Below are 15,359 nucleotides of genomic sequence, written 5' to 3'. Positions count from 1 at the left end.
CGATGGTAGTGTGGGGTTTCCCCATGTGAGAGTAGGTCATCGTCAAGATTAAATTCCGAAACCCCTGTTTGCTAACGCAAACAGGGGTTTTGTTTTGGGCGCTCGAAAATTCCAGCGCTTCTGGCAACATTAAATAAGCTGCCGTTGAGGGAATTCGATACAAAGTGTTTCTGCATTTTTGCTATGGTGCAGCACATTTTCACAAGGATTGATCCTTATCCGCAGGATGCGGCGTCGACCTTTTCCAACGAGATGCTGTAGAAATGCCTGAACCGATACCTATCAAAGATCACGAAAAAGAAAACCGCCTGGTCAACAAGCGCTTGCTCGCCTGTGCGGTGCTGGTGATTGGGATCACCTGTGCGCTGGTAGGGCGCATGTATTTCCTGCAGGTGGTGCAGTACGACTACCACTCCACAATTTCGGAAAACAACCGGGTCCACGTACTGCCCATCACACCGACTCGCGGGTTGATCTACGACCGTAATGGCGTGGTGCTGGCCGACAACCGCCCGAGTTATAACCTGACCATCACCCGTGAGCGCACCGCCGACCTCAAGGGTGAGCTGGACGAAATCGTCAATCTGTTGCACCTGCCTGCCGAAGACCGTGCGGTGTTTGATAAGGCGCTCAAGCAGGCCCGTCACCCGTTTGTTCCCGTCACGTTGTTCTACGAATTGACCGAAGAGCAGATCGCCGTTTTGGCCGTTAACGAGTTCCGTCTACCTGGTGTGGACGTCGAGCCACAATTCGTTCGCCACTACCCCCTGGGCGCGCACTTTGCCCACTCCATCGGCTACGTCGGCCGCATCAACGAAAAAGAATCCAAGACCCTGGATTCGGTGGAGTACCGCGGTACCCAATCCATCGGCAAAACCGGAATCGAGCGCTTTTACGAGTCAGAACTGCATGGCCATGTCGGTTATGAAGAGGTCGAGACCAACGCACAGGGCCGTGTGCTGCGCGTGCTCAAGCACACCGATCCGATCCCTGGCAAAAACATCGTCCTGAGCCTCGACGTCAAGCTACAGGAAGCCGCCGAAGAGGCCTTGGGCGACCGTCGCGGTTCAGTGGTCGCCCTGGACCCGCAAACCGGTGAAGTACTGGCTATGGTCAGTAAACCGAGTTTCGATCCGAACCTGTTCGTCACCGGCATCAGCTTCAAGGAGTACGCCGCGCTGCACGACTCCATTGACCGGCCGCTGTTCAACCGCGTGCTACGCGGGCTCTACGCGCCAGGTTCAACCATCAAGCCGGAAGTGGCCATTGCCGGTCTCGACAGCGGTGTCGTTACCCCACAAACCCGAGTGTTCGACCCGGGTTACTATCAGTTGCCAGACTTTGACCACAAATACCGCAACTGGAACCACAGCGGTGACGGCTGGGTGGACATGGACGCGGCCATCATGCGTTCCAACGACACTTACTTCTACGACCTGGCCCATAAGCTCGGGATCGACCGCCTGCACGACTATCTGGCCGAGTTCGGCCTGGGCCAGAAAGTGTCCCTGGATATGTTCGAAGAGTCTGCCGGCCTGATGCCATCCCAAGCCTGGAAGCGTGCGACCCGTCGCCAGCCGTGGTTCCCAGGCGAAACCGTGATCCTCGGCATTGGCCAAGGCTATATGCAGGTGACGCCACTGCAATTGGCCCAGGCCACAGCATTGATTGCCAACAAAGGTGTATGGAACCGCCCGCACCTGGCCAAGACCATCAATGGCGTGGCGCCTGTAGATGAGCACCCAATGCCCAACGTGGTGCTCAAGGACCCTCGTGACTGGGAGCAGGTCAACCACGGCATGCAATTGGTGATGCACGATCCACGCGGTATCGCCCGAGCGGCAGCACAAGGCGCCCAATACCGTATCGCCGGCAAGAGTGGTACCGCCCAGGTGGTGGCGATCAAACAGGGTGAGCGCTACAACCGCAACAAGACCTTGGAGCGGCATCGCGATAACGCCTTGTTCGTCGGCTTCGCGCCGGCCGAACATCCGAAAATCGTGATTTCAGTCATGATCGAAAACGGTGAGGCCGGCGGCCGTGTAGCCGGGCCTGTGGTGCGCCAGATCATGGATGCCTGGCTGCTCGACCAGGAAGGCCACCTCAAGCCGCAATACGCGGCGCCGGCCAAGGCTCCGGGTGATCCACGGGTTTGACTCAGACCTTCCATTCGTCCCAGCGCGCTACGCCGTCATAGGCCAGCCAGGGCACTTCATGGGCCGTCCAGATATGCGAGGTGGGCCTGACGCCCGGATCATCATCCAGCGTCGCCACCCGCACGATCACGTGGGGCTGATGCCCACGTTCAACAATCAGATGCGCGCCGCAACGCGAGCAGAAATGCCTGAATTTGCCCGGCGAAGATTCAAAGGACGACAGCAACTCCTCACCCTGCGTCCAGCGAAAATGCTCACGCATCACCCCGGCCGTGGCAACAAACGCGGCCGCGTGTGCCTTGCGGCAGCTTTTGCAGTGGCAGTGGCTGATGGGCATGTCCAGGCTGTCGACTTGGTAGCGCACACCTTTGCACAAGCAACTTCCATTCAGTGGGTCAGTCATAACCTATGGCCAGGCAAGGAGGGGGTCATCATCATCGCGCACAACGCAAGGTTGCGCATTGGTTGATGTCGCCTAGTGTTTAGTGAAGGAGGTGACTCATGCACGTATTAGATCGCATCGAACGAAAAGTGCTGCTCAACGCATCACGTAAACAAGTCTGGGAGGCACTCACGCAGGCCGAGCAATTTGGTAACTGGTTCGGTATCGCGCTTAAAGGTAAAACCTTTGTGGCCGGAGAAACCATCGAAGCGCCAATTACCTACCCAGGTTACGAACATGTCGTGTGGAAGGCCAGGATCGAACGCATCCTGCCCCAAACGCTGTTTTCTTTCTGGTGGCATCCTTTTGCAGTGGAAGAGGGCGTCGACTACGACAAGGAAACACCGACGCTGGTGGAGTTCACGATTGAGGATCGCGCTCCAGGCATCCTCTTGCGGGTCGTCGAGTCCGGTTTTGACCAGATCCCCGAAGCGCGGCGCCAGAAAGCCTTCAAGATGAACTCCCGTGGCTGGGACGAACAAATGAGCAATATCGAAGATTATCTGAGCAAGCCCCCAATAAAGTGATGGGGCGCAGGGGGAGTTCTGCCCCCAGCTCTTTTACGTTTTCAGAAATCAATCGTCGCCGACAACTTCGCCACCCGCGGATCCCCCTGGCTCAAGAATCCACCCTGGGCCGATTCCCAATACTTCTCGTTGGCCACGTTCTCCACCGTGGCACCCACAGTCACCTCGCGCTGTTGCAGCATGAAGGTGTAGCGCGCACCCACGTCGAAGCGGTTCCACGCCGGCAGGCTCAGCTCGTTGGCTGCGTCGGCGTACTGGCCGCCGGTGCGTAGCATACGGCCGTTGAGCGTCACGCCCTGCAAGCCCGGCACATCCCAATCCACCCCGGCGTTGAGCTGGAATGAAGGTACGCCAATGGCGCGGTTGCCGTCGTTGGCGCCGTTGAGTGTGCCCTTGAGTTCGGTATTCATCAGCGTCACTCCGCCCAGTAGGCGCAGGCCGCTGACGGGCTCACCAAAGACGTTCAGCTCGACGCCTTTGTTGATCTGCAGGCCTTCACGCACATAGCGGGCGCTGGTGGCGTCGATGGCTTCGGCATAACCCGCGCCTGGCTGTTCGATACGATACACACCCAAGGTCGCGCCATAGGAGCCCATGTCCACTTTGACACCCGCTTCGATCTGCTTGGACCGTGCAGGCGCATAAGCCTGCCCCCCACCGATGACCGTGAGGCTGCCAGATTTGAGCGGCGATGTCGGGCCCTGGGCCAGGCCTTCGATACGGTTGGCATACAGCGACACATGCTCCCAAGGCTTGAACACAATGCCGTATACCGGCGTGGTGATCGACTCGTCATAATTGGCCGTGCGGGTGCCGCTCATGTAGTTGTAACTCTGTACCACCATCTGCTGGCGGCGTGCGCCGACGGTCACCAGCAAGCGGTCGTCGAAGAACCCTAAAGTGTCGGATGCCGCGAGGCTGCGTACGAACGTCTTGCCAGTGATGGTCGGATCGCTGAAGTCGGTACCTGGGGTATTGCGCGGGCTATTGAGGGCCGGTGGCGCGCCGGTCACTGGGTGGTAGATGTTGGTTGCCGTTTTTGCGCTGGCGAACACATAGGCGTTGCGCGCCTCGGTCCAGATGCCGGCCAAGCCAAAGTTGAGCCGATGGCTGACGGGGCCGGTCTGGAACTTGCCATTGAGCCCACCCATCGCGCTGGTGTTGTTTTCTTCGTGGGCGATCGTCGAGCCACTGGCGCTGGCATTGCCGAGGTTATCGCTCAGGGTCACCGACGAGTAGCGCCCCATTTCGCGGCTGTGCTTGGCGCCGGCTGCCGCGTATGCGGTCCAGTGTTCGTTGAGGTCGTACTCGGCGCGCAGCATGCCCAAGGTGTCCTCAAGGTTGGTACTGCTCCAGCTCGGTGCGTAGTTGGTGTCTGCCGAAGGGGCATCCGGTACGTGGGTGATCTTGCCGAGAAAGACCGAGTTGCGCCCACCGTTGATACGCTGCTTCTGATACACAAAGTCACCGGACAAGCGCAACGCATCGCCGCGGTAGTCGAGGCCGACGGCAAACAGCTTCGAACGCTGGTTCTCATCATCAATGCCGGTATCGCCTTCGCGCTGGGACAGGTTGACCCGTGCGCCGAAACGGTTGTCTTCGCCAAAGCGCTGGCCAATATCCAGGTGCTCGCCAATCCGGCCATCGCTGCTGATGTCGGTGCTGAAACGACGCAGCGGCACATCATCGGCGCGCTTGGGTTGCAGGTTCACACCGCCGCCGATGCCCGAGCCGGTGGGCGTGACGCCATTGATGAAGGCATTGGGACCCTTGAACACTTCCACCCGCTCCAGGGCATCGGTGGAGATGATCTGACGCGGTAGGACACCGTACAAACCGTTATAGGAAATGTCGTCGCCATTCAATGGCAGGCCACGGATCATGAACGTCTGTGACTGGTTCGCATACCCCGAGGCCTGGCGCACCGAGGAGTCATTGAGCAGCACGTCGCCAACGGTTTCTGCCTGCTGGTCGCGAATCAACTTCTCGGTGTAGGAGGACATGCTGAAGGGCACATCCATAATGTCCTGGTTGCCCAGCACACCCAGTTGGCCGCCACGTGCAACCTGGCCGCCGGCAAACTCGGGGGGCAGCGCAGTGGGCGCCGGCGCTTCGGCATTGATGCGGGTGGCACCCAGCTCTAGCACGGTGTCTGACGTCGATGGGGGGGCCGCCTGTGCCGTAACACTCAGGGAGCAGCACATGGCAAGCAGGGCAGGGCGAAACGGCACAGCGAGAGGGTGACAGATGGGCATGGTCGATCCTGACGGCGAACCGTCACTAGGAGGAAGTGGACAACAACGTCGCGCTTCCTCACTGCGCGGATACGGCTCCAGCGCAAATGATAGTAATTACCATTAATGTTCTGCAACAAATTTATGCGATCGCGCACTGCGTGTGCGTTTACCCGACGCGTTTGTACGGATGCCGAGTAGAATTACGCCCTGAACGCGATTCTTGAGGTGCGGTACGGTGGATTTACAGCAGGGTTTTGTCCTGACCCGGCATTGGCGCGATACCCCGGCGGGTACCGAGGTCAGCTTCTGGCTGGCCACCGACCAAGGGCCACGGTGCATTCGCCTACCCGTGCAGACCTCGGTGGTGTTCATCCCGCAAGCCCACCGCAAGCCGCTCGATTGGCTGCTCAAGGGTGAACGTGATCTCGAGTTGCGCCCCTTGCAGCTATGCGACTTTCATCACCGCCCGGTTCTGGGCCTCTATGCGCGCCAGCACCGCCAGTTGATGGATATCGAGAAGCGCCTGCGCGCTGCCGGAGTCGATGTCTACGAAGGTGACGTGCGCCCGCCGGAGCGCTACATGATGGAGCGTTTTATCACCGCTCCCGTCTGGTTCGGGGGCACCGCTGATGCAAGCGGCACCGTGCTCGACGCGCAGATGAAGCCTGCCCCCGACTATCGCCCGCCCTTGAAGCTGGTGTCCCTGGATATCGAGACCACCGCCCAGGGCGATCTGTATTCCATCGCCCTCGAAGGCTGCGGCGAGCGCCAGGTGTACATGCTCGGCCCGCCGAACAAAACCGACGCGGTGGATTTCAAGCTCGACTATTGCGACACCCGTGCTCAACTGCTCGAGCGCCTCAACCAATGGCTGGCCACTTTCGACCCCGACGCGATCATCGGCTGGAATGTGGTGCAGTTCGACCTGCGCGTACTCCACGAACACGCCCAGCGCCTGAACGTGCCGCTGTTGCTGGGGCGTGGCGGTGAAACCATGGCCTGGCGCGAACACGGCAGCCGCAATCACTACTTCGCGGCGGCGGCGGGGCGGTTGATCATCGACGGTATCGAAGCGTTGCGTTCGGCCACTTGGAGTTTTGAATCCTTCAGCCTTGAAAACGTCGCGCAAACCCTGCTTGGCGAAGGCAAGGACATCTCCACGCCGTACCAGCGCATGGACGAAATCAACCGCATGTTCGCCGAGGACAAACCCGCCCTGGCGCGCTACAACCTCAAGGACTGCGAACTGGTCACGCGGATTTTCGAGAAGACCGAGCTGCTCAAGTTCTTGCTCGAACGCGCCAGCGTCACCGGGTTGCCGGCCGACCGTAACGGCGGCTCGGTGGCCGCCTTCACCCACCTGTACATGCCGTTGATGCACCGCCAGGGTTTCGTCGCGCCGAACCTGGGTGACAAACCGCCCCAAGCCAGCCCCGGCGGGTTTGTCATGGACTCGCGCCCGGGCCTCTATGAATCGGTGCTGGTGCTGGACTACAAAAGCCTTTACCCATCGATCATCCGCAGTTTCCTCATCGACCCGGTCGGCTTGATCGAAGGCCTCAAGCATCCTGACGACAGCGACTCGGTGGAAGGCTTTCGCGGCGCACGCTTCTCCCGCACCCGGCATTGCCTGCCGTCCATCGTCACCCGAGTGTCCGAAGGCCGCGAAGAGGCCAAGCGCGAGCGCAATGCGCCGTTGTCCCAGGCACTGAAGATCATCATGAACGCCTTTTACGGTGTGCTCGGCTCCAGCGGCTGCCGGTTCTTCGACACCCGGCTGGCATCCTCGATCACCCTGCGGGGGCACCAGATCATGCGCCAGACCCGCGCGCTGGTTGAGGCCCAAGGGTACGAGGTGATTTACGGTGACACCGACTCCACCTTCGTCTGGCTGGGCAGCGCGCACTCTGCGCAGGACGCCAATCGCATCGGCCTGGCGCTGGTGCAGCACGTCAACGACTGGTGGCGCGCGCACCTGAGCAACGAGTACGGCCTGCAAAGCGCCCTGGAGCTGCAATACGAAACCCACTTCAGCCGCTTCCTGATGCCGACCATTCGTGGCGCCGAGGAGGGCAGCAAAAAGCGCTATGCGGGCCTGGTCGTGCGCGAAGATGGCGGCGAAGAAATGGTCTACAAAGGCCTGGAAACCGTGCGCAGCGACTGGTCGCCCCTGGCCCGGCAATTCCAGCAGGAACTCTACCAACGCATCTTCCATCGCCAACCCCATCAGGACTACATACGCGACTACGTGCGGCGTACCTTGAGCGGCGAATTCGATGAGTTGCTGATCTACCGCAAACGCCTGCGCCGGCCCTTGCACGACTACGAACGCAACGTCCCGCCCCACGTACGCGCCGCGCGACTGGCGGACGAGTACAACGATCGCCTGGGCCGCCCGCGCCAGTACCAGCGCGGTGGCTGGATCAGCTACGTGATCAGCGTCAACGGCCCGGAACCGCTGGAAGTGCGGCGGGCACCCATCGACTACGACCACTACGTCACGCGCCAATTGCAGCCCGTGGCTGACGCAATCCTGCCGTTCGTGAATGACGATTTCGGTACCCTGGTAGGCGGGCAGATGGGGCTATTCTAGGTAATCACCACAGGCTCAATATTGCCCATCGCTCAGGAGGAAACGCCCATGTACACCCTTTACGGCACCGACGAATCCGGATCCTGCATGATCGAAATCGCCCTGCAGCGCTGCGCAGTGCCGTGGCATCGCGTGCAGGCCAGTTCCTGGCAGGACGGCGAGGGTAGCGACGCCCTCGCACGTATCAATCCACTCAAGCAGATCCCCACCCTGGTCACTCCAAATGGCCAGGTACTGACCGAAAGCGCCGCGATCCTGATCCACCTGGGCCTGGAGTATCCCAAGGCCGAGTTGCTGGCTGGCGATCGTACGCAGATCCTGCGCGGCTTGCTGTATATCGCCGCCAACTGCTATTCGGCGATCGGCATCATCGACTACCCGCAACGCTGGTTGGGCAATGCCGATGAGGTGCAGCAAGCACAACTGGTCAGCGGCACACGGCGCTACCTGCATCAGGCCTGGGTCGTGTTTGCCGATCAGTTTGCCGGCCAACTGTTTACACCCAGCAACGCGCCGAATGCACTGGGCATCATGGCGGCGGCGGTATCGCGTTGGGACGACGCGCGCGAGGTGCTCGGCAACCTGGCGCCGGGCTTTGCGCAGAGCCTGGAGCGGGTAGACGCCGACCCTGTCGTGGCCCCCGTTTTTGCCCGGCATTGGCCGCAGTGGAAGGTCTCGTAACCGGAAGAAACAATGACCAGGCCACTGTCCAAGCCCTTGCGTAGCGGGCTTCCTGACCTACGCTTCTCAAGGTGGTGTAGGAATCATCCTTGAATTTGGCTGTCGCAGACATGAAACTCAAGAACCCTGCATGGAATTCAAAGGAGGTGCGCATGCTCATCCGGTCGCTGACCCTGGCTACCTTGATGGCTTTTACGGGGCCGTTGTTGGCCGCTGATGATAATCCGCTCAAGCAGGAGTTGGGCAAGACGCGCCCCCTGGTGGTCGTGGAGCTTGATGCTGGAAACCCGACACTGGCAACGCTGAAGAAACAACTGGAAGAGGCTGCCACCAAGCAGTCCTTCGAAGAGCGCAGCATGGTGTTCTATACCGTGAAGTTCGGCAGCATTGGCGCTGAAGGAGAGAAGTTCGCCAAGGACCCAAAGGACAGCAAAAAGCTCACGCCGCCTGAAACCAACGCGCTGATCCGCGCCCTCAAGCTCGGCGTCGGCAGCGGCACCAAGGTGATTCTGATCGGCAAGGACGGTGAGAAGAAACTCGAAAAAACCGTGCCACCGGACAGCCTTGACCTGAAGGAGTTCTTCAGCGCCATTGACCAGATGCCTCAGGCGGAAAAGGAGCTTGCCGCACCTGCGGAGCCGGAGCCTGTTCCAGCCGCGCCAGCGGCTGCGGCCAAGGGCACCAAGCCCGCCAAGCCCGGCAACAAAGCCCCCAAGCCGCTGGAAGATTGAACAGGTCCCCTCCCACCGTTCTGGTGGGAACCGGCCTCAGGCTTTCCACGGCTTGAGCCAAAACCCCAACCCCACCAACACCAGCGCGCCGGCCAGGCTACTCAACCCCAACTGCCACCCATCGTTGTGCAAGGGGTGCAGGGCCAGCGCCGCCACACCCAACAGCACCCCGCTCAAGCCCCACTGCAATGGCCAGCCCAGTTGGCCGAGCAGTTGCTGGCGGTGCATCAGCAACAAGTTCGTCACCACGACGCCACCCAACGCCGCCAAGGCGATCCCCGGCAGGCCGATACAATAGGGCAGCACCACCAGCAAGGCGGCGTTGACCAGGCTGCCCAGCAGTTCGCAATTGAGCGGCAGGCGCGTGTCGCCGCTGGCATAGGCATAGCGAGCGAGCATCGCGTTCCAGGCGCCAAACACCAGAGGCGTGGCGAACCAGGCCAGCAGCGCCGGCAGTGGGCCATCGACGCTCTGGGCGGGCATCAGCAGATGGATCAGCGTGGGGCTGGCGCCAATCAGGCCGAAGGCCGCCGGCAGGCTCAGCAGGGTCGCTGCATCCAGGCCGCGACGCAGCAGGGCCAGGCGCTGCTGACCTTGTTCGCCGCTCATCATGCCCAGCAGCACTTGGTTGAGGCTCATCAGGGCGATCAATGGCAGGTTGATCAGCTTGCGTGCGAGGTTAACCCACGTCACCGCGCCTTCCCCCAGGAAACTGGCGATCAATCGCTCCAGTAGCGCCAGGCCCTGGCTGGCCACGTTGCTGGCCAACAACGGGCCGATGCGGCCCAGCAATTCGCGGCCTGCCAGCGGGTCGCCGCTGATCTGCCACGGCCGCCAGCCGAAAGACCAGACCGGCACCAGCAACGGCAGGCACATCAACACACTGCCGGCAAAAAAGCTCATGGCCAGTTCGGCACTGTCGCTGGAGCTGCCACGGATAAACAGGTACAGCACCGGTGGCAGATTGAACAGTAAAGAGCCCAGGCCCGGCAGGACAAAACGTTGGCGTGCCTGTAAGGGAATACTGAACAGCCCATGCATCACCAGGCCCGGCGCACAGGCGGCCAGCCAACGCAAGTTAGCGGCGGCTTCGGCATGGGCCGCCACGTCCAGGCCGGGGCCGATCAGGCGCACCCACAGTGGCGCGCCCAGCGCCAGTACGGCAAACAGCGCCAGGCCCACTCCCAGCAGGCGTGGGGATAGGCTGGCCAGCCAGGCCTGCTGGCGGTGTGGGTCGCGTTGTTGATAGAGGGGCAGGGCAGCCGCCGCAAGCAGGCCGGCGGCCAGGGTCATGCGCAATGCTTCGGGCAAAAACACCGCCACCAGAAACCCGTCGCTGCGACTGCCCGCGCCCCAGGCCGCCACCAGCAGCCATTCGCGGGCGAAACCGGCGACCAGCCCTGCGAGGGTTGCGATGGTCAGCCAGAGCGTGCTGCCGAACATCAGTGAAACAGGGTGAACAGGCCTTTGCCACCCACCTTGTAGTTCAGATCATGGCAACGTTCGCCCATGATTTTGGCCCCGGAACCGCCAATGATTTTGTAGGGGGCTACTGCCTTGGCCACCACGGTATTGGCGCTGATCACTGAACCATAGCCCAGGTGCGTGCCATAGCCGATCAACGCCCGGCTGCCGATCCACACGTAGTCGTCGATGTAGATCGGCCCGGAAATCGACCAGAACTCCGGAGCCTGCAAATCATGACTGCCGGCGATGATCAGCACGTGGGAGGCGATCGCCACGTGGTTACCGATCACCAGCCCGGCGCGGGCGTCCACCTGGCAATGCCAACCGATTACCGAATCGTCGCCGACCACCAGATTGTGCATGCCCAGCACCTCGGTGTTACGCCACAAGCTGGAGCCCTTGCCGATCTTCGCGCCACCCAGGCGCAGCCAGGCGATGCGTACATGGTGGCTGGGGATCTTGTTGATCAAGATGTTGTAGGCCATGTCCCAGACACTGCGCCACCGGTCTTTGACGGTCGCCCAGTTTTTGCCGTAACGCGGCAGTAGCTGGGCCGCAAGGTCCTGTTTCATCCGGTGGAACAGGCGGCGCGCCACCGGGTGCTCAATCGCGGTTTCCAGATCGATGGAGCTGATCCAGAAGCGCTTGTTGTCGCCTTCGCCTTCTTCAAATACCACGTCGTTGGCCAGGCACCAGTCCAGCGCCTCTTCCAGGTCCGGCAGGCTCACGCCCATTTCAGCGGCCAGCGTGGGGAGGCGGTCACGCAAGTCGGTGGAGTGGATCATCCGGTGCTTCATGGTTGGTTATCCTTTGGCGCAATAGCAGCAACAGGGGCGGTAATGGAGGGGCGCAGACGCACCTGTTGCAGGCTCATGCCCATCAACAGCCAGAACAGCGCGATCAGTACAAAGGTGAAGCTGAAATAATGGTCGAAAATCCCCGTCAGCAGTGCCGCCAACACACCACAGAGGCACCCCAGCCACAGCGCATTGTCGGCGGTGACTTTGCGCACCTGGCCCAGGGGGCGCACTTCGCGCCACCACAACAGCGTGACGGTGATAAACAGCAGCATCCCTGGAATGCCGACTTTGTAGATGAAGTTCAGCCACAGGTTGGAGATCCCCAACAGATTGGAGCCGGGCACGGGCGGGTCGATCTTGAAGCCGATCCCCAGGGGGTAGGTCGCCATGGCGGTGGGGAACCGGGCGTACTCGTCAAAGCGGATTTCGGTACTGGCGTTGGTGGTCGAGAAGATGGTCAGCAAGCGCTCCTGCAACGGCGGATAGAACATCACCAGCGCAACGGCGAACGCCGCCCCGATACCGATAATGCGTCCGCTGTTCGGCACGCGCTTGTAGGCCAGCCAGATCAATACCAGCGCCAGGGCCACGATGGCACCACGGGAAATACTCAGCAGCAGGCCGGCACACCCCAGCACCGCCACCGCCAGGCCCAGGGCCCGACGCCAGCCGCTGCGGGTCCCGCCATAGAACAGCGCCAGGGGAATAAACAGCACCAGCACGCCACCGGTCAGGTTGGGGTGCACCCAGGGCGAGGCCATGCGCGTGTAGTTGGCAGAGAAAATATCCTTCACCGCTTCCGGGTGGGCGTATTTGAGGTCGGTGAGAATATCGATCATCGACATCGCATTGCGTGTCTTCAGGAACATGAAGATCGACAGCAGCAGCATCGCCAGGTTACCCAGCAACAGGGCGACCACCACCTTGTCGCGGTCGGCGTCGGTGCGCAGCAACAGCGGCACGATAAACAACATCGACAGGTTCATCAGCCAGCGCACCCAGTTCACCGGGCCGTTGCCTTCGGCATGGATGATCAGCATGCCCCAGATAAACGGAATGGTGCTGAACAGCATCAGCCACATCAGCGCCCGCTCGGTCGGTCGCCACAGCATGAAACCACGGGTCTTGCCGATGAACGATTGCCAGAACACCCCGACCCAGGTCAGCCCCAACACCGCCTCGCTGACGGTGGTACGGATGCCCAGTTGCAAGGTGGTGTAGGGAATACTGGTGGCCAGTACCGCGAAAATCAGCAAGCCCCACAGGGGAAAGCGGATCAGGGTCAAGGCCACGGCCACACCGGCCACCACCAGCATGACCTTGATCGGCGACAGGGCCAACAGCAACCCGCCGAACAGAAGGCCCAGCAGCAGACTGACGAATTTTCCTGGCAGCATTAGCGGTCCAATTCCTTGAGCAAAGTGTCCAGGCGCGCGCGATAAGCCGGTTCGGCAAATTGCCGGGCCCAGGCGCGGTGTGTGTCGCCGTCTTGCATGGCCTCGGCGCCTGCCAGTTGTTGCATGACCTTGTGCAATTGCTCGGCGTCATGGGGGGCGAAGCGCGGGGCGTCGGGCGGCGCGATTTCATCCAGGGCGCTGCCGCGTGCCACTGCTACCGGCGTGCCGACACTCAAGGCTTCCACCACCGGCAAGCCAAAGCCCTCGGCATAGGACGGCTGCCACAGGCACGCCGCATGACGGTAGAGCGCTTGCAGTTGGCTGTCCGATAAACCGCTGCACCAATGCAGGCCCGGCAGCTCACCGAGTGTCGCCGGTACATCGCTGGGGTGGCCCACCAGAACCAAGTCCGGCACCTCAGGGTTCAGCGCACGGCAGGCCTGCCATTGGCGCAGAAAGAACTCCATGTTCTTGCGCGGCTCCCGCGTGCCCACCACCAGCCAGTAACGCGCCGGCAGGTTGGCGGGCAGCGGTTCTGGCGCTGCATTCAATTCGGGCACCAAGTTGTTCAGCACGCGGAACTTGGCCCGTGCCCAGGGGAAGAGGCGCGCGGCTTCATTGCAGGAAAACTGCGACGGGCACCACACCCGATCAGCCTGCCACACCGACCAGGCAATCGAGGCCCCGTCGATCAGGCGGTAGGCCAGGGCCTTGAGTTTGGAGCGATGGAAGTTGCGGTGGGTCAACTGAAACAGGTCATGCAGCACCAGCACATAGCGGGTGCCGGCGGGTTTACGGCACAACGGCAAGCCCATATTGGCGGTGGCGATGTACAGGTCGATCTGCTGCTCGTGCAGCGCCCTGGGCAAGAACCCGCGCTCGAACCGCAGGCGCACTTGTGGGCGTTGCAGGCCGTCCAGCGGGCTGGCCCAGGCCGGGCAAACGGCAGTCTGGCGCTGCGGATGCTCCAGGGGCGCTTCGCTGAACAGCACCACCTCGGTGTTGCCCCGCGCGCGCAGGGCGTCTTCCAGGGCCACGACCTGGCGGGCGATGCCCGAAGACGGCGCAACCGTGGCGGGGCGATAGTCCAGGGCTACACGCATGGCTGAGACTCCTTGGCGGTGAGCAAGCTGCGGTAGAGGTGCTCCAGTTCATTAGCCGCCACCGCCCAGTCGTGGTATTGCCGCGCGTAGTCGCGTGCCGCATCGGCCAGTCGCCCGGCCAGCGCCGGTTCATCCAGCAGGCGCACAACGGCGTCGGCCAGGGCCTCAGCGTTTTCGCCGGCCAAGTAATGTACCTGTGGCTGTACCGCCAACCCGGACACGCCCTGGGCCGTGCTCACCAGCGGCAAGCCGGCGGCCATCGCCTCCAACACCTTGAGCTTGGAGCCGCCGCCATGGCGCAACGGGGCGACAAAACCGGCGCAGCGGCGTTGCAAGGCACACAGGTCGGGAACAAACCCCAGCCACTCGATACGTTCATCGGGCCAGCGCTCGCGCCAGTGTTCGGGTAAGCCATAGCCGACCACTGCCAGGCGTGCGCTCGGGCACTGCAACCAGAGCCTGGGGAAGATCTCGTCGAGCAGCCACTGCACGGCGTCCAGGTTCGGTGCGTACTCGTAATTGCCGACGAACAACAGGCGCTGGCTCTGCGCATTGGCGCTGACCTCGGCAAAGGCGCGGCTGTCGACCCCATTGACCACCACGCTTACCGGCGTCGAGGACAACGGCCGCATGGCCTGAGCGTCCGCCTCGGTCACGGCGACCACATGAGCGGCGGCATCGAACGCCTTGCGTTCCCATTGCCGGCAGCGCCACTGGTCATACTGTACAAACGGTGCGGCCCACTTGGGGAAACGGTCGTAAGTGGCGCCGCCGAGGCTCGATTCCAGGTTGTGCTCGGTCAGCACAAACTCGCGCCGTTGCTGCTGCAAGGTGCGCAGAAACGGCTGCAGGCTGTAGCTGTGTTCTACCTGAATCACGTCCCAGCGCTCATTCAACAATTGCGCAAACTGGGCCTGCAACGGTGCCGACAGGCCGTTGACCGTGGTCAACAGCGGCCAGGGCGCGAACAGGCCGCCGAGCAGGGTCAGCGGATGTTTCAGCGGCCGGCGTGGAACGACGATCAGGCGTTCGAGTAACGGCTCCAAGGCCGCATGCGCCGCGTCATCGGCCGGCGTTTTCGATTGCGCCAGCAGCGTGATGCGATGCCCGCGCTCACTCAAGGTGCGCAGCAAATGGTACTGCCGCGTCTTGCCGCCGCTGGTGGTCGGCCACGGCAGGTAGGGCACAATCCAGAGGATTCTCATGTACAGCTCTCCATGCCCGG

At 61.8% G+C, this 15,359-nt stretch carries 12 protein-coding genes; 5 read left to right on the top strand and 7 right to left on the bottom strand.

From position 1 onward, the window contains the following. The first annotated feature begins 263 nt into the window (after positions 1 to 263). Complete coding sequence (gene mrdA, locus BT199_RS25490; RefSeq protein WP_014717825.1) at positions 264 to 2,156, top strand: penicillin-binding protein 2; 1,893 nt, start codon at positions 264 to 266, stop codon at positions 2,154 to 2,156. Position 2,157: 1 nt separating this feature from the next. On the opposite strand, the gene BT199_RS25485 is transcribed toward mrdA, so the two are convergent. After that, complete coding sequence (locus BT199_RS25485) at positions 2,158 to 2,559, bottom strand: GFA family protein (protein ID WP_072435708.1); 402 nt, start codon at positions 2,557 to 2,559, stop codon at positions 2,158 to 2,160. A 98-nt stretch (positions 2,560 to 2,657) separates the two neighbouring features. Between BT199_RS25485 and BT199_RS25480 the strand changes: the two genes are divergently transcribed. After that, positions 2,658 to 3,125 (top strand): SRPBCC family protein, encoded by a 468-nt coding sequence (locus tag BT199_RS25480; protein WP_072435707.1) that lies wholly within the window; start codon positions 2,658 to 2,660, stop codon positions 3,123 to 3,125. Positions 3,126 to 3,166: 41 nt separating this feature from the next. On the opposite strand, the gene BT199_RS25475 is transcribed toward BT199_RS25480, so the two are convergent. Continuing rightward, positions 3,167 to 5,380 (bottom strand): TonB-dependent receptor, encoded by a 2,214-nt coding sequence (locus BT199_RS25475; RefSeq protein WP_072435706.1) that lies wholly within the window; start codon positions 5,378 to 5,380, stop codon positions 3,167 to 3,169. 217 nt (positions 5,381 to 5,597) lie between these two features. On the opposite strand from BT199_RS25475, the gene BT199_RS25470 reads away from it, so the two are divergent. From BT199_RS25470 to BT199_RS25460, 3 genes are all read left to right on the top strand, one after another. Continuing rightward, positions 5,598 to 7,955: a DNA polymerase II gene (locus BT199_RS25470; protein ID WP_014717827.1), complete on the top strand. Its 2,358-nt coding sequence runs from the start codon at positions 5,598 to 5,600 to the stop codon at positions 7,953 to 7,955. A gap of 48 nt (positions 7,956 to 8,003) precedes the next feature. After that, positions 8,004 to 8,636 carry a glutathione S-transferase N-terminal domain-containing protein gene (locus BT199_RS25465; RefSeq protein WP_014717828.1) on the top strand — a complete coding sequence of 211 codons (633 nt, stop codon included), beginning with the start codon at positions 8,004 to 8,006 and terminating at the stop codon, positions 8,634 to 8,636. Positions 8,637 to 8,788: 152 nt separating this feature from the next. After that, positions 8,789 to 9,367, top strand: a complete 579-nt coding sequence (locus BT199_RS25460) for a DUF4174 domain-containing protein (protein ID WP_019818734.1) — start codon at positions 8,789 to 8,791, stop codon at positions 9,365 to 9,367. Positions 9,368 to 9,403: 36 nt separating this feature from the next. Here BT199_RS25460 and BT199_RS25455 read toward each other — a convergent pair whose 3' ends face one another. From BT199_RS25455 to BT199_RS25435, 5 genes are read right to left on the bottom strand one after another with little or no spacing between them, the layout of a single operon-like run. Further along, the gene (locus BT199_RS25455; RefSeq protein WP_072435705.1) at positions 9,404 to 10,810 is read right to left on the bottom strand and encodes a lipid II flippase MurJ; all 1,407 of its coding nucleotides are present in this window, start codon (positions 10,808 to 10,810) and stop codon (positions 9,404 to 9,406) included. Continuing rightward, positions 10,810 to 11,631, bottom strand: coding sequence for an acyltransferase (locus BT199_RS25450; RefSeq protein ID WP_014717831.1), 822 nt, complete (start codon positions 11,629 to 11,631; stop codon positions 10,810 to 10,812). The genes BT199_RS25455 and BT199_RS25450 overlap by 1 nt, the downstream gene beginning before the upstream one ends. Continuing rightward, positions 11,628 to 13,031: an O-antigen ligase family protein gene (locus BT199_RS25445; protein WP_072435704.1), complete on the bottom strand. Its 1,404-nt coding sequence runs from the start codon at positions 13,029 to 13,031 to the stop codon at positions 11,628 to 11,630. The genes BT199_RS25450 and BT199_RS25445 overlap by 4 nt, the downstream gene beginning before the upstream one ends. Next, positions 13,031 to 14,134 (bottom strand): glycosyltransferase family 4 protein, encoded by a 1,104-nt coding sequence (locus BT199_RS25440; protein WP_060767117.1) that lies wholly within the window; start codon positions 14,132 to 14,134, stop codon positions 13,031 to 13,033. The genes BT199_RS25445 and BT199_RS25440 overlap by 1 nt, the downstream gene beginning before the upstream one ends. Then, a complete protein-coding gene (locus BT199_RS25435; RefSeq protein ID WP_072435703.1) occupies positions 14,125 to 15,339 on the bottom strand; it encodes a glycosyltransferase family 4 protein in 1,215 nt (404 codons plus the stop codon). Before BT199_RS25435 ends, BT199_RS25440 begins: the two co-directional genes overlap by 10 nt. Between the last annotated feature and the right edge of the window lie 20 nt (positions 15,340 to 15,359).

Origin of the sequence: Pseudomonas sp. NFR02, assembly GCF_900119375.1 — a bacterium.
GTDB lineage: Bacteria > Pseudomonadota > Gammaproteobacteria > Pseudomonadales > Pseudomonadaceae > Aquipseudomonas > Aquipseudomonas paracarnis.
This window is presented reverse-complemented; position numbering and strand designations above follow the sequence as displayed.

Excerpts from the sequence above, each read along its gene's own strand:
- mrdA (WP_014717825.1), top strand. The coding sequence starts at position 264 with ATGCCTGAACCGATACCTATCAAAGATCACGAAAAAGAAAACCGCCTG.
- BT199_RS25485 (WP_072435708.1), bottom strand. The coding sequence starts at position 2,559 with ATGACTGACCCACTGAATGGAAGTTGCTTGTGCAAAGGTGTGCGCTAC.
- BT199_RS25455 (WP_072435705.1), bottom strand. The coding sequence starts at position 10,810 with ATGTTCGGCAGCACGCTCTGGCTGACCATCGCAACCCTCGCAGGGCTG.
- BT199_RS25480 (WP_072435707.1), top strand. The coding sequence starts at position 2,658 with ATGCACGTATTAGATCGCATCGAACGAAAAGTGCTGCTCAACGCATCA.
- BT199_RS25465 (WP_014717828.1), top strand. The coding sequence starts at position 8,004 with ATGTACACCCTTTACGGCACCGACGAATCCGGATCCTGCATGATCGAA.
- BT199_RS25475 (WP_072435706.1), bottom strand. The coding sequence starts at position 5,380 with ATGCCCATCTGTCACCCTCTCGCTGTGCCGTTTCGCCCTGCCCTGCTT.
- BT199_RS25435 (WP_072435703.1), bottom strand. The coding sequence starts at position 15,339 with ATGAGAATCCTCTGGATTGTGCCCTACCTGCCGTGGCCGACCACCAGC.
- BT199_RS25450 (WP_014717831.1), bottom strand. The coding sequence starts at position 11,631 with ATGAAGCACCGGATGATCCACTCCACCGACTTGCGTGACCGCCTCCCC.
- BT199_RS25440 (WP_060767117.1), bottom strand. The coding sequence starts at position 14,134 with ATGCGTGTAGCCCTGGACTATCGCCCCGCCACGGTTGCGCCGTCTTCG.
- BT199_RS25460 (WP_019818734.1), top strand. The coding sequence starts at position 8,789 with ATGCTCATCCGGTCGCTGACCCTGGCTACCTTGATGGCTTTTACGGGG.
- BT199_RS25445 (WP_072435704.1), bottom strand. The coding sequence starts at position 13,031 with ATGCTGCCAGGAAAATTCGTCAGTCTGCTGCTGGGCCTTCTGTTCGGC.